The organism is Micromonospora parathelypteridis (genome assembly GCF_014201145.1).
Taxonomy (GTDB): Bacteria; Actinomycetota; Actinomycetes; order Mycobacteriales; family Micromonosporaceae; genus Micromonospora; species Micromonospora parathelypteridis.
The window spans coordinates 2,304,416-2,323,312 of record NZ_JACHDP010000001.1; the positions used below are offsets into that span (position 1 = coordinate 2,304,416).

At 69.9% G+C, this 18,897-nt stretch carries 17 protein-coding genes; 9 read left to right on the forward strand and 8 right to left on the reverse strand.

From position 1 onward, the window contains the following. Positions 1-13: 13 nt before the first annotated feature. The 5 genes from HNR20_RS10065 to HNR20_RS10085 all read right to left on the reverse strand — a co-directional run bounded on the left by HNR20_RS10065 (position 14) and on the right by HNR20_RS10085 (position 4,187). On the reverse strand, positions 14-658 hold the full coding sequence (locus HNR20_RS10065; protein ID WP_184178484.1) for a hypothetical protein: 645 nt from the start codon (positions 656-658) through the stop codon (positions 14-16). Positions 659-751: 93 nt separating this feature from the next. Further along, positions 752-1,462, reverse strand: a complete 711-nt coding sequence (locus tag HNR20_RS10070) for an ABC transporter permease (RefSeq protein ID WP_184178486.1) — start codon at positions 1,460-1,462, stop codon at positions 752-754. Between the two features lies 1 nt (position 1,463). After that, entirely contained in the window at positions 1,464-2,375 is a 912-nt protein-coding gene (locus HNR20_RS10075; RefSeq protein WP_184178488.1) for an ABC transporter ATP-binding protein, read from the reverse strand. Next, positions 2,375-3,280 carry an ABC transporter permease gene (locus HNR20_RS10080; RefSeq protein WP_184178490.1) on the reverse strand — a complete coding sequence of 302 codons (906 nt, stop codon included), beginning with the start codon at positions 3,278-3,280 and terminating at the stop codon, positions 2,375-2,377. The genes HNR20_RS10075 and HNR20_RS10080 overlap by 1 nt, the downstream gene beginning before the upstream one ends. Beyond that, positions 3,273-4,187 carry an ABC transporter ATP-binding protein gene (locus HNR20_RS10085; protein WP_184178492.1) on the reverse strand — a complete coding sequence of 305 codons (915 nt, stop codon included), beginning with the start codon at positions 4,185-4,187 and terminating at the stop codon, positions 3,273-3,275. Before HNR20_RS10085 ends, HNR20_RS10080 begins: the two co-directional genes overlap by 8 nt. Before the next feature lie 380 nt (positions 4,188-4,567). Between HNR20_RS10085 and cysC the strand changes: the two genes are divergently transcribed. The 3 genes from cysC to galT all read left to right on the forward strand — a co-directional run bounded on the left by cysC (position 4,568) and on the right by galT (position 8,108). Next, positions 4,568-6,097, forward strand: a complete 1,530-nt coding sequence (gene cysC / locus HNR20_RS10090; RefSeq protein ID WP_184178494.1) for an adenylyl-sulfate kinase — start codon at positions 4,568-4,570, stop codon at positions 6,095-6,097. A 113-nt stretch (positions 6,098-6,210) separates the two neighbouring features. Next, on the forward strand, positions 6,211-7,035 hold the full coding sequence (locus HNR20_RS10095) for a DeoR/GlpR family DNA-binding transcription regulator (RefSeq protein WP_184178495.1): 825 nt from the start codon (positions 6,211-6,213) through the stop codon (positions 7,033-7,035). Further along, positions 7,032-8,108 (forward strand): galactose-1-phosphate uridylyltransferase, encoded by a 1,077-nt coding sequence (gene galT / locus HNR20_RS10100; protein WP_184178497.1) that lies wholly within the window; start codon positions 7,032-7,034, stop codon positions 8,106-8,108. The genes HNR20_RS10095 and galT overlap by 4 nt, the downstream gene beginning before the upstream one ends. 297 nt (positions 8,109-8,405) lie before the next feature. Here the strand turns inward: galT and HNR20_RS10105 are convergent, their stop codons facing one another. After that, the gene (locus HNR20_RS10105; RefSeq protein WP_184178499.1) at positions 8,406-9,623 is read right to left on the reverse strand and encodes an NADP-dependent isocitrate dehydrogenase; all 1,218 of its coding nucleotides are present in this window, start codon (positions 9,621-9,623) and stop codon (positions 8,406-8,408) included. Positions 9,624-9,759: 136 nt separating this feature from the next. On the opposite strand from HNR20_RS10105, the gene HNR20_RS10110 reads away from it, so the two are divergent. Beyond that, entirely contained in the window at positions 9,760-10,590 is an 831-nt protein-coding gene (locus HNR20_RS10110; protein WP_184178501.1) for an MBL fold metallo-hydrolase, read from the forward strand. Positions 10,591-10,729: 139 nt separating this feature from the next. Here the strand turns inward: HNR20_RS10110 and HNR20_RS10115 are convergent, their stop codons facing one another. Both HNR20_RS10115 and HNR20_RS10120 read right to left on the reverse strand, forming a co-directional pair. Continuing rightward, positions 10,730-11,680: a malate dehydrogenase gene (locus tag HNR20_RS10115; RefSeq protein ID WP_184178503.1), complete on the reverse strand. Its 951-nt coding sequence runs from the start codon at positions 11,678-11,680 to the stop codon at positions 10,730-10,732. Between the two features lie 96 nt (positions 11,681-11,776). After that, positions 11,777-12,637, reverse strand: coding sequence for a bifunctional methylenetetrahydrofolate dehydrogenase/methenyltetrahydrofolate cyclohydrolase (locus tag HNR20_RS10120; protein ID WP_184178505.1), 861 nt, complete (start codon positions 12,635-12,637; stop codon positions 11,777-11,779). 449 nt (positions 12,638-13,086) lie between these two features. Here HNR20_RS10120 and HNR20_RS10125 point away from each other — a divergent pair, with 449 nt between their 5' ends. The 5 genes from HNR20_RS10125 (at position 13,087) to HNR20_RS10145 (ending at position 18,887) form a co-directional block, all read left to right on the forward strand. Further along, on the forward strand, positions 13,087-14,688 hold the full coding sequence (locus tag HNR20_RS10125) for a peptide ABC transporter substrate-binding protein (protein WP_184178507.1): 1,602 nt from the start codon (positions 13,087-13,089) through the stop codon (positions 14,686-14,688). 197 nt (positions 14,689-14,885) lie between these two features. Then, positions 14,886-15,824 (forward strand): ABC transporter permease, encoded by a 939-nt coding sequence (locus HNR20_RS10130; RefSeq protein WP_184178509.1) that lies wholly within the window; start codon positions 14,886-14,888, stop codon positions 15,822-15,824. Continuing rightward, positions 15,817-16,773, forward strand: a complete 957-nt coding sequence (locus HNR20_RS10135; RefSeq protein WP_184178511.1) for an ABC transporter permease — start codon at positions 15,817-15,819, stop codon at positions 16,771-16,773. Before HNR20_RS10130 ends, HNR20_RS10135 begins: the two co-directional genes overlap by 8 nt. Before the next feature lie 67 nt (positions 16,774-16,840). Further along, complete coding sequence (locus HNR20_RS10140) at positions 16,841-17,872, forward strand: ABC transporter ATP-binding protein (protein ID WP_184178513.1); 1,032 nt, start codon at positions 16,841-16,843, stop codon at positions 17,870-17,872. Beyond that, entirely contained in the window at positions 17,853-18,887 is a 1,035-nt protein-coding gene (locus HNR20_RS10145; RefSeq protein ID WP_184178515.1) for an ABC transporter ATP-binding protein, read from the forward strand. The genes HNR20_RS10140 and HNR20_RS10145 overlap by 20 nt, the downstream gene beginning before the upstream one ends. Positions 18,888-18,897 lie beyond the last annotated feature (10 nt).

An 18,897-nucleotide genomic window follows, 5' to 3' on the forward strand; every position in this document is an offset into this window, starting at 1 on the left:
GGCGGACCGGTCATCACCAGCCGCGCAGGAAGCGCAGCCCGAGCAGGAACGCGATCACCGCCGGCCCTACCAGCAGGGTGATCGCCTGGAGGCGGTACGGCATCCGGTGCCGGGTCAGCTCGCCCGCGTTGCCCAGCACGATGGCCCCGGCCAGCATCAGGAACGCACCCCACCAACCGGTCTCCAGGTCGATCAGATCCACCCGGAGAAGCTGGAGGGTCAAGCCGAGCAACGCGCCGGTCAGCGCGAGCAGGGCCACCGCCCGGTGCAGGCCACGGGCCAGCGGGTGGGCGGCCCGCCAGCCGTAGGTGCCGGCGACCGCCAGGCAGGGCAGCACCACCAGCAGCGGCCAACCCCGCCCCATCACGCCGAACATCAGCAGCGCGCCCACCGCGAACCCCATCGCGCCGACGCAGGCGAGCATGTACCCGGCGAACGCCCGGCCACCGCCCCGGGCCAGCAACGGCCCACCGCTGGCCGCGATCAACGCGGTCGGGATCAGGATGAACACGGCCCACCAGTGGAACTGACCGCTGCCCTGCGCGGCCGTGGCGACCGTGGCGCAGGCCAGCCCGGCGACCGCCAGGCTGGTCAGCCACGGCCGGCTGCTCCGGGAGTACGGCTCAGCCAACGACGTTCGCTCCGCATCGACGCTCACGCCCCACAGCCTGGCCCGGTGTGGGTCCACCGGTCCATCCGGCCAGCCCTACCGCGGGACGGTGGCTGGCCGGAACACCGCTTCGCACCGGTCTCAGCTCGTTTCGCCAGCCACGCTGAACGAGCGCAGACGGTCGATGGCCAGCACGGTAAAGCCGACACTCACCAGCGCGGTCATCACCGACGCCACCGGCACCGACACGGTGGTCTCCAGCAGCCCGGTAGGGGCGATCCGGTCCGCGAGGGCGATCACGTACTGCTGGATGGAGAGCACCTTGGTGCCGCTGACGAAGTTGCCCAGCAGCCCTTCCCAGATCAGCACGTACACCAGGCCGAGCAGCACCGGCCGCCTGGTGACCAGGCTGAGCGCGAGGAACAACGCCGAGTACGCCAGCGCGCCGAGCGTCGCCGAGACCGCCAGCGCCAGACCGAGGCGTACCGAATCGGCCAGCACGCCCGCGACGTAGAGCGGCACCGCGACGGTGGCCGCGGTGACCCCGGCGGCCACCGCGAGCTTCGGCAGCACGATCTGCCAGCGCGGCAGCGGCTTGGTCAGGATGTGCACGACCGTGCCGTCGTCGATCTCGGCGCCCAGCACGCCCGTGCCGATGATCAGCGCAACCACCGGCAGCACCACGGCCAGCCCGAGGCCGACCAGCACCGGCGGCCCCCACTCGCCCGGGTCCACCCCCAGCGACCGGCAGAGCACGGCCAGCCCGAGCAGCACCAACGGCAGCGGGAGCAGCAGCAGGAACCGACGCCGGCCGAACAGCCCGCGCGCGGTGATCCAGGTAATTGTCGACATGTCAGGCCTCCACCAGGTAGGAGAAGACGCTCTCCAGAGACTCGTCGGACGGCACCAGTTGGCGCACCCGGATGCCTTGCTTGAGCGCGATCCGGGGCAGCGCGCGGGTGAAGGCGCCATAGTCGCCGGCCCGCACGGTCAGACCCGTCGGGTCCAACTCGACCCCACTCACCGACGGCTCGGCGATCAGCGCGACGGCCAGCGCCCGGTCGTCGGTGGACCGCACCGCGAAGACGTGCGGGCGGTTGGTCATCAGCCGGCGGATGGTCCGGAAGTCGCCGGAGGCCGCCAACCGGCCGGCCACCATCACCTGTACCGTCCCGGAGACCTGCTCGACCTCTTCGAGGATGTGCGAGCTGAACAGGATCGTCCGGCCGGCGTCGCCCAGCGTGTGCAGCAACTGCATCATGTGCAGCCGCTGGCGCGGGTCCATCCCGTTGAACGGTTCGTCGAGCAGCAGCACCTGCGGGTCGTGCACCATCGCGGCGGCCACCCGGGCCCGCTGTCGCATGCCCTTGGAGTACGTGCCGATCCGGCGGTTCTGCGCCGCCTCCAGCTCCACCAGGTCGATCGCCCGTCGGGCGGCCGCCGCCGGATCGGCCAGCCGGTGCAGCTTCGCGCTGGCCAGCACGAACTCGTACGCGGTGAGGAAGCCCTGCACCGCCTCCCGTTCGCTGACCAGGCCCAGCCGTCGGTAGACGTCAGGGTTACGCCAGGTCGGCTGGTCGTCGAGGGTGACCGTGCCCCGCGACGGCGCGAGGAACCCGGCCATCATGTGCAGCAGCGTGGTCTTGCCGGCGCCGTTCGGGCCGAGCAGGCCGGTCACGCCCGGCCCGAGAGCCATGCTGATGTCGTTGACCGCGACCACGTTGCCGTACCACCGGGACACCCCGGTCAGACTCAGCGTGCTCATCAGGAGGCGACCTTCCGGTAGCGGACCAGCAGGAGGGCGGTCGCGCCAGCGACCAGCAGCACCGCGGCCAGGGCGTAGACCGGACCGAAACCGCCGATCATCATCTCGCCCGGATCGCCCTCGACCAGGAGGTCGCCCAGCGACCAGATGCCGACCCCCTGGACCAGGGTGGAGGGGGAGGCGAGCCCGGCCAGCTCATTGGCCGCCTGCGACGGCAGGATGCTCAGCACGCCCACGATCGGGGTGGTCATGAGGAAGACCGCGACCACACCGCCGGCGGCGAAGGCCCGCTTGCCGGTCAGCGACGCGACCAGCAGCCCGATCGAGGCGAAGACCACCGCCCAGAGCCCGGCGTAGAGCAGCCCGGGCAGCAGGTCCAGCAGCTCGTTCCAGACCCCGCGCATGCCGTCCTTGGTGGTGAAAGCGGCACCCAGGAACATCACCAGCTGCGGCCCACCGAGCAGCAGCCAGAGCGCCGTGACGAGCGCCAGCAGCTTGGCCAGCGCGTAGTCGGTGCGCGGCAGCGGTCGGGAGAAATACAGCGGCAGCACGCCGCTGCGCAGATCGCGGGAGACCAACTCCGGCGCGGCCACCGCGACGAAGAAGATGACCAGCCAACTCATCGCGTCGGCGAACTGGGCGTACGTGGCGACGACCTCGCCGATCTGGCTGCGTACGGCCGCGAGGGCCACCGCGACCAGGGTGACGATGCCGACCACCAGCCACGGGAAGATCTTGGCCTTGGCGCTACGCCCGAACCCGAACGTGGTGCGCAGCCCGTGCAGGTAGAGCGCGCCGAAGACGTGCCGGCGGCCCAGCCTCGGGCCCTCGTAGCGCTGGTAGCCGATGTCGTGGATGACGCCGGTCGGCGCGGGGCGCACGGCGGCGGAGGACGGCTCAGGCATTGGTGCGCTCCCTCGTGGCGAAGAGTTCGGCCACCCGGTGCCGGCGCTGGTCCAGTCGGTGCAGTGGCAGGTCCAGTTCGGCGACGGCGCCGAGGATCAGGTCGTAGGTGCCGTCATCGGCGAGCGGTACGAGAAGCAGACGCCCGTCCCGCGCCACCGGCAGTTTGAGCGCGGCGAGCCGGGCGGCAAGCTCCTCGGTGCCCTCACTGACCTCCACGGCGAGCACGTCGGTGGCCGTGGTCATCGCGGAGATGTGGTCGGCGCGCAGCAGCTTGCCGCCGTCGATGGCGATCAGCGTGTCGCAGATTCGCTCCACCTCGCCGAGCAGGTGTGAACAGACCAGCACGGAGATGCCGAACTCGGTGCCGATCCGGTGCACCAGGGCCAGCATGGCGTCGCGGCCGGCCGGGTCCAGGCCGTTGGTCGGCTCGTCGAGCAACAGCAGGTCGGGGTCGTGCACCAACGCCTGGGCCAGCTTGACCCGTTGCTTCATGCCGGTCGAGTAGCCACCGACCGGGCGGTAACGCTCCTCGTAGAGGCCGACGTGCCGCAGCGCCTCCGACGCCCGCTCGCGGGCGGCGGTGCGTGGCAGGCCGCTCATCCGGCCGAGGTGGGTGACCAACTCGGCGGCGGACAGGTCCGGCGGGAGGCAGTCGTGCTCGGGCATGTAGCCGACGCGCGCGCGGACCGCCGCCGGGTCGACGGTCGGGTCGATGCCGAGCACCGAGACCTGACCGCTGGTCGGGGCGATCAGGCCGAGCAGAATCTTGATCAACGTGGATTTTCCGGCGCCGTTCGCGCCCACCAGGCCGATGATCCCGGGCTCGACGGCGACGGTGAGGTCGGCCAGCGCGGTGACCCGACCTCCGTACGTCTTGGTGAGCGACTGGGTCGCGATCAGTGTCACGCTGCCCAGCGTAGGGAGTCGATGCCCACCGCGGACACCGGCACGCCCCCGGCGCTTCCCTGATCATTGCGGCGGTGGACCCCTAAGGTCCCTCGCAGGGGTGGGCGCCGTACGCGTTCGGCGCGACCCCGCCTCGGGAAAGGACCATCCGGGGTGACACCATTCACCTCCCAGCCGACTGGCCGTCGTGCCCGCGCTACCGGAATGTCGAGCGAGATCCTCTTCGCCGACGGGGACCGGTTCGGTGTGGAGCCGGGTGCGATCGGCAGTAGGGCGGCGGATCCGGCGTTGATCCGCCCGCAGGGGTCGTGGAGTGGCGCTCTCGACCGATCGGCGGTCGGCTGCGAAACTGTGTGCCGGTCAGCGAGTGGGGGGTGTGGATGAGCAACGGCTGGGTGCTGCCCGACGAGGTGCTCCGGGATGCGCCGGCGTACACGCCGCGTCCCGGTGAGCTCGCGGATCTGGAGCTGCTGCTGACCGGTGCGTACGCCCCTCTGAGCGGTTTCATGACCCGCGCCGACCTGGTGTCGGTCAGCCGTCGCGGCCGACTGGCCGACGGCACTCCGTGGCAGGTCGCGGTGACTCTGCAGGTGCCGACCGCGTTGGCCCAGGGCTTCGATCCGCGCGACCCGGCCCGCCGGGCGCTGGTGCTGACCGACGGCGAGGGCGCACCGGCGGCTGCCCTCGACGTGGCGGACGTCTGGCAGGTGCGCGAGGGCGTGGCAGGAGTGGGCGGCCAGCTCCGACGGCTGGGCGACGGCGGTCACGGCCCGTTCCAGCGACTGCGCCGCACCCCTGAGGAGGTCCGCGCGTTGCTGCCCCCGGGCCGGGTGCTCGGGGTGATCGCCGACCGGCCACTGCATCGTCCGCAGCTCGCCCAGATCGCCCACGCCGCCCGCACCCTGGCCGCACACCTGCTCGTGATGATCCCGGTCGGTGAGGGCGGCGCTGGTGGGCTCCCGCCCGAGGCGCTGGTACGCACCATCTTCGCCGCCCGGGACCGGATGCCGCCCGCCACCGTGGTCGCGGTGCCGCTGTCGCATCGACGGGAGGAGATCAGCGACGCCCTGCTGCGCGCCCGGGTCTCCGCCGCGTACGGAGTCACCCACCTGCTCTCCACCGGGGAGATGCTCTCCGGTGCCGGGCTGCGGGTGCTGGTGCCACGCGAACTCGCGTACGACAACCGGGACGGGCAGTGGCGCTGGAGGGAGGACATCCCACCGCGCAACCGTCGGCTCGCGCTGACCCAGCAGGAGATCGACGACCTGCTCGACCGGGGCTTCCCGTTGCCGGAGTGGCACACCCCGCCGGCCGTGGCGAGGGAGCTGGCCCGGACCCGGCCACCGCGCCGGCACCGCGGACTGGTGGTCTTCCTGACCGGCCTCTCCGGCTCCGGCAAGTCGACGATCGCCCGCGGGCTGGCGGACGCGTTGCGGGAGAGCGGTGACCGCACGGTGACCCTGCTCGACGGGGACGTGGTGCGCCGGGAACTCTCCGCCGGGCTGGGCTTCACCAAGGCCGACCGGGATCTCAACGTGCGGCGGATCGGCTGGGTGGCCTCCGAGATCGCCCGGCACCGGGGGGTGGGCATCTGCTGCCCGATCGCCCCGTACGCGGCGGCCCGCGCAACGGCCCGTGAGATGGCCCTGGCCGCCGGGGCGGGTTTCGTGCTGGTGCACGTCGCCACGCCGCTGGAGGTGTGTGAGCGCCGGGACCGCAAGGGCCTGTACGCACGAGCGCGAGCCGGCCTGCTGACCGGGATGACCGGCATCGACGACCCGTACGAGGAGCCGACCGACGCCGATCTGGTGCTGGACACCACCGACCTGAGCGTCGCGGACGCGGTGCAGTCCGTGCTGCATCACCTGACCGAGACCGGTTGGGTGGAGCTGAAGGTCGCGTCCGCCTGAGGCGTCGCCGTACCCCCGTTTCTTCCAGCGCCACCCGCTACGCGCTAGTGTTCATCTTTGTTGGAACACGTTTGACCGCGTGAGAGTGCGTGGACCCCCGGGAGGCACGGCGAATGCTCGCTCAACAGCGGCAGGCGGCCATCCTGGAGCGGGTCCGGTCGACGGGCGGCGTCCGGGTGAGCGAGTTGGCCGGCGAGTTCGGTGTCTCCGACATGACCATCCGGCGTGACCTGGAGGCGCTGCACGAGCGGGGCCTGCTGGCCAAGGTGCACGGCGGCGCCACGACAGCCGGTTCGAGCTCGACCGACGAGCCGGGCTTCCACGCCAAGTCGGTCCGCCAACTGTCGGAGAAGGCCGCCATCGCGGACCGGGCGGCCCAGCTGGTCCGGCCCGGCGCGGCGGTCGCGCTCTCCGCCGGCACCACCACGGCCGAGCTGGCCCGGAGGCTGGTGGACGTGCCCGGCCTGACCGTGGTGACCAACTCGCTGCCGGTGGCCGAGATCCTGCACGCCGGTGGTCGACCGGACCAGACGGTGGTGCTCACCGGCGGCGTACGCACGCCGTCGGACGCGCTGGTCGGTCCACTCGCGGTCGGCGCCGTCCGGTCTCTGCACCTGGATCTGCTCTTCCTGGGCGTGCACGGCATCACCGAGCGGGCCGGTTTCACCACCCCGAACCTGATGGAGGCGGAGACCGACCGCGCGCTGGTGGCCGCGGCGGATCAACTGGTGGTGCTCGCCGACCACACCAAGTGGGGCACGGTGGGCATCTCCTCGATCGTCGAGTTGGCAGCAGCACACGTACTGGTCAGCGACGACCGGTTGCCTCCGCCCGCGCGACGGGTACTCGGCGAACAGGTGGGCGAATTGATCATGGTAAAGGCGACAGGGGCGGGCCGCGCGACGCGCACGCCGACAAGTGAGGGGGCGGCGCAGTGAAACGCACCGCGATCGATCTGGCCGACGGCCGGGAGCTGATCTACTTCGACGAGCGCGACGACGCGGTCCGCGACCAGCCGGACCGCCGCGATCTGCCGCCGCCGCCCCCCGCGTCCCAACTGCGCTACGACCCGCTGACCGACGAGTGGGTGGCGGTCGCCGTGCACCGGCAGACCCGCATCTTCCTCCCGCCGGCGAGCGAGTGCCCCCTCGACCCGTCGGAGGGCGACCGGCTGACCGAGATTCCCGCGCCCGACTACGACGTGGTGGTCTTCGAGAACCGGTTCCCGTCACTGAGCGGCCGAGTGGCCGACGAGCCCGGGGAAATCACCCCGTTCACACCGGTTCGGCCGGGCCTTGGTCGGTGCGAGGTGGTCTGCTTCACCTCCGACCACAACGCCTCCTTCGCCAGCCTGCCCCCGCGCCGAGTCCGCACCGTGCTGGACGCACTCGCCGACCGCACCGAGGTGCTCGGTGAACTGCCCGGCGTGGAGCAGGTCTTCTGCTTCGAGAACCGGGGCGTCGAGATCGGCGTCACCCTGCACCACCCGCACGGGCAGATCTACGCGTACCCCTTCGTGACGCCGCGCACCCGCGCGCTGCTGGCCGCGGCACGCCGACACGCCGAGCGGACCGGCGGGGGCAACCTGTACGCGGACGTGCTGGCCGCCGAGCGCGCCACCGGCGACCGGGTGGTCGCCGAGAACGAACACTGGACGGCGTTCGTGCCGGCCGCCGCCCGCTGGCCGTTCGAGGTGCACGTCGCGCCGCACCGTGTGGTGCCGGACATCCCGGCCCTCAGCGACAGCGAGCGGGACGCCTTCGGGCCGCTCTACCTGGATCTGCTGCGCCGCTTCGACAACCTGTTCGACATGCCGATGCCGTACATCTCGGCCTGGCAGCAGGCGCCGGTGCGGATCGACCGGGAGTTGGGCCACCTGCACCTGCAGCTGTTCAGCATCCGGCGCGCCAAGGACAAGCTGAAGTACCTGGCGGGCTCCGAGTCCGGGATGGGTGTCTTCATCAACGACATCTCCCCCGAACGCGCCGCCGACCTGCTGCGCGCGGCCTGAGACGGCGCGCGGACGCCGCCTGAGCTGGGTGAGAACAGGGCGCGGGGGGCCCGGGACAGGGCCCCCCGCAGGGAAGGGACGGCTGGCTGTGCACGGCACAGCCGGGAAGGCTGGCTGATCGGCGCACGGGTGCCGCGGGTCGACCGTGGTCAACCTTCCTCGGACGCGACTGGCATCTCGTCCATCCTGGTCAACGAGGCGCGCCGGCCGGAGTGACGCCAACCGGCGCGTCACCGCCAGAAACGCCGAAGCCCGCCGGCAGGTGCCGGCGGGCTCCGATCATGCGGTACGCCTGGATCAGGCAGCGATCCGACGGGCCAGGTTCTCGTCGAGCGCGTTCATGAACTCGTCGGTGGTCAGCCACGGAGCGTCGCGCGAGATGAGCAGCGACAGGTCCTTGGTCATCTGGCCGCCCTCGACGGTGTCGACGATGACCTGCTCCAGCGTGTTGGCGAACTCGGTGACCGCCGGGGTGCCGTCCAGCTTGCCCCGGTGGGCCAGGCCCCGCGTCCAGGCGTAGATCGACGCGATCGGGTTGGTCGACGTCTTCTCACCCTTCTGCCACTGCCGGTAGTGCCGGGTGACCGTGCCGTGCGCGGCCTCGGCCTCGACGGTCCGGCCGTCCGGGGAGAGCAGAACCGAGGTCATCAGACCCAGCGAGCCGAAGCCCTGCGCGACGGTGTCGGACTGCACGTCACCGTCGTAGTTCTTGCAGGCCCAGACGTAGCCGCCCTCCCACTTGAGCGCGGCGGCGACCATGTCGTCGATCAGCCGGTGCTCGTAGGTGATGCCGGCAGCGTCGAACTCGGCCTTGAACTCGGCCTCGAACACCTCGGCGAAGATGTCCTTGAACCGGCCGTCGTACGCCTTGAGGATGGTGTTCTTCGTGGACAGGTAGACCGGGTAGTTGCGGTCCAGCCCGTACCGGAACGACGCCCGGGCGAAGTCCCGGATCGACTCGTCGTAGTTGTACATGCCCATGGCGATGCCGCCGCCCCGGAAGTTGGCGACCTCCATCTCCATCGGCGCGCCGCCGTCGGCCGGGGTGTAGGTGATGGTCACCGTGCCCGGGCCGGGGACGACGAAGTCGGTGGCCTTGTACTGGTCACCGTGGGCGTGCCGGCCGATGATGATCGGCTTGGTCCAGCCGGGGACCAGCCGCGGCACGTTGGACATGATGATCGGCTCGCGGAAGACGACGCCGCCGAGGATGTTGCGGATGGTGCCGTTGGGCGACCGCCACATCTTCTTCAGGCCGAACTCCTCCACCCGGGCCTCGTCCGGGGTGATGGTCGCGCACTTGACGCCGACGCCGTGCTCCTTGATGGCGTTGGCGGCGTCAATCGTGACCTGGTCGTCGGTCTCGTCGCGGTGCTGGATCGACAGGTCGTAGTAGTGCAGGTCGACGTCGAGGTAGGGCAGGATCAGCTGCTCCCGGATCTGCTTCCAGATGATCCGGGTCATCTCGTCGCCGTCGAGTTCTACGACCGGGTTGTTTACCTTGATCTTCGCCATCGGCCGGCGCTCCTCTCGGGGGACATGCTCAAGCAGTACGAGCGTACTGCAATTGGGCCGGCAGCTCCCAGCCGGCCTCGACCGGCCGGCGGAAACCGGGCTGCGCGGCTCAGGAGTTCGCTGGCAGGATCGCCCGATGCCACTGAGCCGCACCCTCGGGTCTATCACGGTCACCGCACTGAACGACGCCGAGGGGGCCTTCTTCCAACCCCGCACCGAGGCGTTTCCGCACGCCACGGCGGCCCACTGGCGGGAGGCCGACCGGCGTGACCCCGGCTCGGTGACCGCCGACGGGCAGTGGTGGCTGCAGTTCCGCAGCTTCGCGGTCCGCTCCGGCGACGGCCCGGTCACCCTCGTCGACGCCGGAATCGGCCCGACCGACGCACCCGCCGCGAGCTGGGCACCGGTGCCCGGCCGGATGCCCGCCGAACTGGCCGCCGCGGGCATCGACCCGGCCGATGTCGACACGGTCGTGCTGACCCACCTGCACACCGACCACATCGGGTGGGCGGTCACCGGCTCACCCGGCCGGCCGTACTTCCCGAACGCCAACTACCTGCTGCAGCGCGCCGAACTCGACGCCGCGGAGACGCTCAACCCCGGGCTGCCGGCCGGCCTGATCGCGCCCCTGCGCGCCGCCGGCCAGCTGCGGGTGGTCGAGGGCGAGACCACCCTCACCCCAGCGGTACGCCTGCTGCCCACCCCGGGCCACACACCCGGCCACCAGTCGGTGCTCCTGACCGCGGCCGACGAACGGATGCTGATCACCGGCGACCTGCTGGTGCACATGATCCAACTCGTCGACCCCAACCTGACCTACACCCACGAAGAAGACCCGGAGCTGGCCCGCATCTCCCGGCTGACCGCCCTCCGCACCCACTCCCCCACCCTTCTAGCCACCCCTCACCTGACCACCCCCTTCACCCCCCACCCCCACGCCCACCCCCACCCACTCGCACCCTGTTGATCAAGAGGTTTGCGTCAGGAATCGCGGTCACGGTGACGCAAACTTCTTGATCAACCAGGTGGGGGTGGGGGTGGGTGGGGGTGGGACGGTCGAAGGGCCCGCCGGCTTGGCCGGCGGGCCCTTCGAGTGGTTCGGGGACTCACATGCTGGAGATGTCGCCCTGCTTGGCGCGGACGGCTTCGGCGGCCTCCAGGAGGCTGGCGCGCTCGTCGGCGTCCAGGTCGGTCTCGACGACCCGCTTCACGCCCTCGGCGCCGATCTGAGCCTCGACACCGAGGTAGACGCCGGAGATGCCGTACTCGCCGTCGACCCAGGCGCAGACCGGCATGACCTCGCCGGAGTCCTCGGCGACGGCCTTCGCCATCCGGGCCGCGGCGGCGGACGGGGCGTAGTACGCCGAGCCGGTCTTGAGCAGCGCGACAACCTCGGCGCCACCGTTGCGGGTCTTGACGACCAGCTCCTCGATCTGTTCGGCCGGCATCGCGTCACGCAGCGGCTTGCCGTTGACGGTGCTCTTCGACGGCACCGGGACCATGGTGTCGCCGTGCGAGCCCAGCGTCAGCGTGCGTACCGACGCCACCGGCACGTTCAGCGCCTCGGCGACGAAGTTGCTGAACCGGGCGGTGTCCAGCATGCCGGCCTGGCCGAGCACCCGGTTCTTCGGGAACTGGGTGGCGAGCTGCGCCAGCGCGGTCATCTCGTCCAGCGGGTTGGAGACCACGATGACGACGGCGTTCGGGGCGTACTTGGCGACGTTCTCGGCGACCTGGCGGACGATCTTGGCGTTGGTCTCCAGCAGGTCCATCCGGCTCATGCCGGGCTTCCGCGGCAGACCGGCGGTGATCACGACGACGTCGGAGCCCTCGATCGACTCGTAGCCCTCACCGTTCGGGCCGGTGGTCACGCCGACCACCTTCGTCTCGAAGCCCTCGATGGCCCGCGACTGGTTGAGGTCGAGCGCGAGACCCGCGGGCTTGCCCTCCACGATGTCGGTGATCACTACGGTGTCGAAGACGTCGAACTCGGCCAGGCGCTGTGCGGTGGTGGAGCCGTAGAAGCCAGCCCCGACGACAGTGACCTTCTTACCCATGGTCGTCCCACTCCCTGATAACCAGTCGGTTTTCCGGACCGTATCAGCCATCCTGGCACCGATCAGGCCAGGGTCGGACGGTTACGGCGTTACACCTCAACCGCGCTCGGCGCGCTCCACGACGTTGGTGAGCAGCATGGCCCGGGTCATCGGACCCACGCCGCCCGGCATGGGGACCAGCGCGCCGGCCGTCTCGGCCACCTCCGGGTCCACGTCGCCGGTGTAGCGGCCCTTGCCGTCGGCGCCGATCACGCGGGTGATGCCGACGTCCACCACGACCGCGCCGGGGTTGATCATGTCGCCGGTGAGCAGGCCCGGTACGCCGGCCGCGACGATGACGATGTCAGCGGCCCGGGTGTGCGAGGCGAGGTCGAGGGTGCCGGTGTGGCACAGCGTGACCGTGGCGTTCTCGCTGCGCCGGGTGAGCAGCAGGCCGAGCGGGCGGCCGACGGTGTTGCCCCGACCGACCACGGCGACGGTCGCGCCGCGCAGCGCCACGTCGTGCCGGCGGAGCAGCTCCACGATGCCGCGCGGGGTGCAGGGCAGCGGGCCCTCGTAGCCAAGGACGAGCCGGCCCAGGTTGACCGGGTGCAGGCCGTCGGCGTCCTTGTCCGGGTCGATCAGCTCCAGCACCCGTTGGGTGTCGAGGTGCGCCGGCAGCGGCAACTGGACGATGTAGCCGTGGCACGCCGGGTCGGCGTTCAGCTCGGCCAGCACGTCGTCGACCTGCTGCTGGGTGGCGTCGGCCGGCAGCTCCCGACGGATCGAGGCGATGCCCACCTCGGCGCAGTCACGGTGCTTGCCGTTGACGTACGCCTGGCTGCCCGGGTCCGCCCCGACCAGGACCGTGCCCAGCCCCGGGGTGATGCCGCGTTCCGCGAGTGCCTTCACCCGTATCCGCAGCTCGTCCTTGATTTCCGCCGCGGTTGCCTTGCCGTCCAGAAGCGTCGCCGTCACGACCAGATCGTCTCACGACCACCGCTCGCGGTTCAGACGACCTCGCTCGGGCGGCCGACCGTCACCCGATTCATCGCCGTGCGCGTGTGACGTTCTGTGACGTGTCGCTAGTCACTCTCAGTCACATTTTGTGGATTCGGTCACCATCGAACCAGACATCAGGCCAGCGTCGGGCAGAGACCGGACGGCCGGTCAAGAGAGCGCCAGCCGGGTCGAGGGCGGCACAGCGAGCGCGGCATCCGGTCGAACATCCGCTGGCCACCGACGTTTAGACCGGTTTTCGCTAGCAGATCCGCTGACCTTGAGCAAGCCGGGACCCCCTGGACTGTTACCCACCCGCAACCGCGTCGTTGCCGAAGACCTGTCGCCGACCTACCGTTGCCGTTTGTTGCGCAGCGTAAACCCAGCGTCGGGCATGACTGCGCAGCGTGAGGAGATGAGGAGGCTCAATGCGAGTTCGTAGACTCGCCGCCTGGACCGCCCTCCCGCTCGCGGTGACGCTGGGCCTCGCGGCCTGCGGCAGCGGCGGAGACGGTGGATCCGGCGGCAGCGGCACTTCGGCGGTCAGCATCCAGATCGCCGAGCCGAAGCACCTGGTTCCCACCAACACCACCGAGACGTCCGGCGCGCAGGTGCTCACCGGCCTGTTCAGCCCGCTCGTCGACTACGACGCCCAGAACAAGCCGTACGAGGTCGCAGCCGAGTCGGTGACCTCGTCCGACAACAAGGTCTGGACGATCAAGCTCAAGGACGGCTTCACCTTCCACAACGGCGAGAAGGTCAAGTCCGACAACTACATCAACGCCTGGAACTACGGCGCGTACGCCCCCAACGGTCAGGACAGCAACTACTTCTTCGAGAAGATCGCTGGCTACGCGGACCTGCAGGGCAAGGCGCCGAAGGCCAAGGAGATGTCCGGTCTGAAGAAGGTCGACGACCTCACCTTCACGGTGACGCTGTCCGACCCGTACATCGACTTCAAGACGGTGCTCGGCTACACCGCGTTCTACCCGGTGCCGGACGCCGCGTTCTCGGCCCCGGGCGTGCTCAAGGACTCCTACGAGCAGGCGCCGATCGGGCAGGGCCCCTTCAAGATGAAGGGCACCTGGCAGCACGACAGCAAGATCGACGTCGAGCGCTACGACGCGTACCCGGGTGAGAAGCCCAAGGTCAAGGACATCGAGTTCCGGATCTACCAGCAGCTGACCGCGGCCTACGCGGACGTCCTGGCGGACAACCTGGACGTGCTGCCCACGATCCCGTCCGAGAGCCTGAGCACCGCGCCGAGCGACCTCGGCGACCGGTACAAGACCAGCCCGATGTCGTCGTTCCAGTTCCTGGCGTTCCCGACGTTCGACAAGGACTACAGCAACCCGGACGTGCGTAAGGCCATCTCGATGGCGATCGACCGTGACGAGATCACCAAGTCGGTCTTCAAGGGCTCGCAGCAGCCGGCGCGCTCCTTCGTCTCGCCGGTCCTGCCGGGCTACCGGGACAACACCGCGGGCGCGGCTGGCGAGTTCAACCCGACCGAGGCCAAGAAGCTCTACCAGGCCGCCGGTGGTCCGTCGAAGATCGTCATCTCCTACAACGGCGATGGCGGCCACAAGGACTGGGTCGACGCCACGGTCAACCAGCTCAAGGCCAACCTGGGTGTCGACGCCGTCGGCTCGGCCGAGCCGAAGTTCGCCGACCTGCTGACCAAGGTCGAGAAGAAGCAGCCGGTGGGCATGTTCCGGATGGCCTGGGTCATGGACTACCCGACCATGGAGGACTACCTCGGCCCGCTGTACACCACGAACGGCTCGTCGAACTACTACGGGTACAGCAACCCGGACTTCGACAGGCTGGTCAAGGAGGGTTCCGCCGCCAAGACGCAGGACGAGGCGATCGCCAAGTACCAGCAGGCGGAGGACATCCTGGCCAAGGACATGCCGGTGATCCCGCTCCGCTTCGGCGAGAACGTGTTCGGCACCTCGTCCAAGGTCAAGAACGTGCAGATGGACCTGTTCCAGCGCGTCAACCTCATCAAGATCGAAGCAGCCAACTGAGCTGACCATGGTGCGGGCCACCCGGGCGACGATGCCCGGGTGGCCCGGACCGCACCACCGGGGCCGGGCCGCAGAAGCGGACCCGGCGTCGGTGGTGCCGGCTTCCCCGGGCCGGACGGCGCGTCTCGGATATTTCGGGTACGACCAGAGATGCCGTCCTGCGACCCTTTCGCACATTTCCGGAGAGACTGCTAAGCATGTTCCGCTACATCTTGCGGCGCCTACTGCAGATGGTCCTGGCGTTCTTCGGGACCACCCTGATCGTCTACGCGCTGACATTCGCCGGGCAGGGCGACCCCATCCAGGCGCTCGCCGGCGAGCGGCCGGTGACGCCAGCCCAACGGGCCTACCTGACCGAGAAGTACCACCTGGACGCCACCGGCGTCGGCGGCTTCTTCTACCGCTACTTCGACTACGTGAAGAACCTGCTCAAGGGCAACCTGGGCGAATCGCTCACCGGTCGGAACATCGGTGACATCCTCCAGCAGGCCTGGCCGGTCACCGTCCGGCTCGCGCTCATCGCGCTCGCCGTGGCGATCATCTTCGGCGTCAGCGCCGGCGTGATCGCCGGCATCCGCCGGGCCAGCATCTTCGACAACTCGACGCTGGTGCTGACCCTGCTGGTGCTGGGCATCCCGACCATCGTGCTGGCGCCGCTGGCGCAGTACTTCCTGGGCGTCAAGTGGCAGCTCTTCCCACCCACCGCCGGCTCCGACCCGACGCTCTACGCGCTGCTGCTGCCCGGCATCGTGCTCGGCTCGCTGTCGCTGGCCACCGCGCTGCGGCTCACCCGGGCCTCGGTGGCGGAGAACCTGCGCGCGGACTACGTCCGGACCGCCCGGTCCAAGGGCCTGGTCAAGCGTCGAATCGTCGTCGTCCACGTGCTGCGGAACTCGCTCATCCCGGTGGTCACCTTCCTCGGTGTGGAGCTGGGCAACCTGATGAGCGGCGCGATCATCACCGAGGGCGTCTTCAACATCCCCGGCGTGGGCTTCAACCTCTTCCGCGGCATCCGCACCGAGGACGGCCCCCTGGTGGTCGGCATCGTCAGTGTGCTCGTCGTGGTCTACCTGGTCTCGAACCTGGTGGTGGACGTCCTGTACGCCGTACTCGACCCGAGGATCCGCTATGAGTGACTTTGAAACTGTGGCGGCCACCGAGAACCAGGCCGCACGGCGTGGCCCCTCGGGCGAGCCGGGCACACCCAACCAGGTCGGCGCCGCACACAAGCCTCGCAGCCTGGCCGGAGACGCCTGGCGCGACCTGCGCCGCAATCCGATCTTCTGGATCTCGCTGGCGCTTGTCGTCACCTTCACCCTGATGGCGCTGCTTCCCGGGGTGTTCACCGCCAACAACCCGAACGACTGCGTGCTCTCCCGGCAGCACGCCGGGCCGTCCGGCGGAGCCATCTTCGGGTACGACTTCCAGGGCTGCGACACGTTCTCCCGGGCGGTCTACGGCACCCGGGCCTCGCTGGTGGTCGGCGCGCTCGCCGCGCTCGGCACCGGGATCATCGCGCTGGTGGTCGGCATGCTCGCCGGCTACTTCGGCCGCTGGGTCGACGCGGTGCTGTCCCGGGTGATCGACGTGGTGCTCGGCATCCCGCTGCTGCTGGCCGCGATCGTGCTGCTCAAGCGGGTGTCCAGCGACAGCCAGTGGGCACGGATCGGCGCGGTCGTCTTCGTGCTTGCCCTCCTGGGCTGGACGACCGCCGCCCGGGTGGTGCGTTCCTCGGTGATCACCGCGAAGGAGCAGGACTACGTCGCGGCGGCCCGGATGCTCGGCGCCGGCAACGGGCGGATCATGTGGCGGCACATCCTGCCGAACTCACTGGCCCCGGCCATCGTCGTGCTGACCATCGCGCTCGGCTCGTTCATCGCAGCCGAGGCGACGCTCTCGTTCCTCGGCATCGGGCTGAAGGCACCGACCATCTCGTGGGGCCAGGACATCGACACCGGCCGGATCCACATGCGTGAGGCGGCCACGCCGCTGATCGTCCCGTCCGCATTCCTCGCGCTGACCGTGCTGGCGTTCATCATGCTCGGCGACGCGATCCGTGACGCCTTCGACCCGAAGCTCCGGTGAGAGACATGCGAGCGCGAGGAGTGAGCGTGGCGAGCCCCGCAGTCGCGAGCGAAAGGCAAGCACTGTCATGACCGTTCAACCCACCCCCGCCTCCGCCACTCCCGAAGGCGGCCATCTGCTGGAGTTGCGGGACCTGCACATCGAGTTCCGCACCAACGAGGGCGTGGCTCGGGTGATCAACGGCGTGTCGTACCACCTCGACGCCGGCGAGACGCTGGCCGTGCTCGGTGAGTCGGGCTCCGGCAAGTCGGTCACCGCTCAGGCGATCATGGGCATCCTGGACACGCCGCCGGCGTTCATCCGCTCCGGCCAAATCCTCTACCAGGGTCAGGACCTGCTCGCTCGCTCCGAGGAGCAGCGCCGGCAGATCCGCGGCACGGAGATCGCGATGATCTTCCAGGACGCGCTCTCGGCGCTGAACCCGGTCTTTCCGGTCGGCTGGCAGATCGGCGAGACGCTGCGCCAGCGCGCCGGCATGTCCCGGGCCGACGCCCGCCGCCGTGCCATCGAGCTGATGGACCTGGTCAAGATCCCGGGCGCCGCCAAGCGGATCGGCGACTACCCGCACCAGTTCTCCGGCGGTATGCGGCAGCGCGTCATGATCGCCATGGCGCTGGCGCTGGATCCGAAGGTGCTGATCGCCGACGAGCCCACCACGGCACTCGACGTCACCGTGCAGGCCCAGATCATGGACCTGCTGGCCGACCTGCGCCGGGAATTCAACATGGCGATGATCCTGATCACCCACGACCTGGGTGTGGTCGCCGGTGTCGCCGACCGGATCGCGGTCATGTACGCCGGCCGGATCGTCGAGCACGCCGACGTCCGCTCGCTCTACAAGGCGCCGGCCCACCCGTACACCAAGGGTTTGTTGGAGTCGATTCCCCGGTTGGACGTCCGCGGCCAGGAACTGTCGACGATCAAGGGGTTGCCGCCGAACCTGATGCGCATCCCGTCCGGCTGCCCGTTCCACCCCCGGTGCCCGTACGTCCAGCAGGTCTGCGTGGACGTCGTGCCGCACGACCTGGTCCTCGGCGACGGCCGGACCAGCGCTTGCCACTTCGCGCAGGAGGTCCGTGATGACAGTGTCGCCCGCTAACTCCACCAAGGTCCGCGGCGAGACCATCCTCTCCGTCGACAACCTGGTGAAGCACTTCCCGATCACTCAGGGCGTGCTGTTCCAGCGGCAGATCGGCGCGGTCAAGGCCGTCGACGGGGTGAGCTTCGAGCTGCGCCGGGGCGAGACGCTGGGCGTGGTCGGCGAGTCCGGCTGCGGCAAGTCCACCCTCGCCCGGCTGCTGATGCGGCTGGAGACACCCACCTCCGGGCAGGCCACCCTGGAGGGCAGGGACCTGTTCAAGGCCTCCGGGGGTGAGCTGCGTCGACTGCGCCGCAACATGCAGATGGTGATGCAGGACCCGTACACCTCGCTCAACCCACGGATGACCGTCGGCGACATCATCGGCGAGCCGTTCGAGATCCACCCGGATGCCGCGCCGAAGGGCAGCAAGCAGAAGCGGGTCCAGGAGCTGCTCGACCTGGTCGGGCTCAACCCGGAGCACATCAACCGGTACCCGCACCAGTTCTCCGGCGGTCAGCGTCAGCGCATCGGCATCGCCCGCGCGCTCGCGCTGCGGCCCGAGATCATCGTCTGCGACGAGCCGGTGTCGGCGCTGGACGTCTCCATCCAGGCCCAGGTGATCAACCTGCTGAAGCAGCTGCAGGACGAGCTGGGGCTCTCGTACATCTTCATCGCCCACGACCTGTCCGTGGTGCGGCACATCGCCGACCGCGTCGCGGTGATGTACCTCGGCCGGATCGTGGAGATCGGCACCGATGACGAGATCTACGAGCGGGCCACCCACCCGTACACCCAGGCTCTGCTCTCCGCGGTGCCGGTGCCGGACCCGGAGGCCCGCGAGCAGCGCAACATGATCCGGCTGGTCGGCGACGTGCCCAGCCCGGCCGACCCGCCGAGCGGTTGCCATTTCCGCACCCGCTGCTGGAAGGCCCAGGACATCTGCGCCACCCAGGACCCCCAGACGGTGCCCCGCGCAGCAGACCCCCACCCGTCCGCCTGCCACTTCGCCGAGCTCCGCCCCGCAACCGCGTAACCCCACCCGC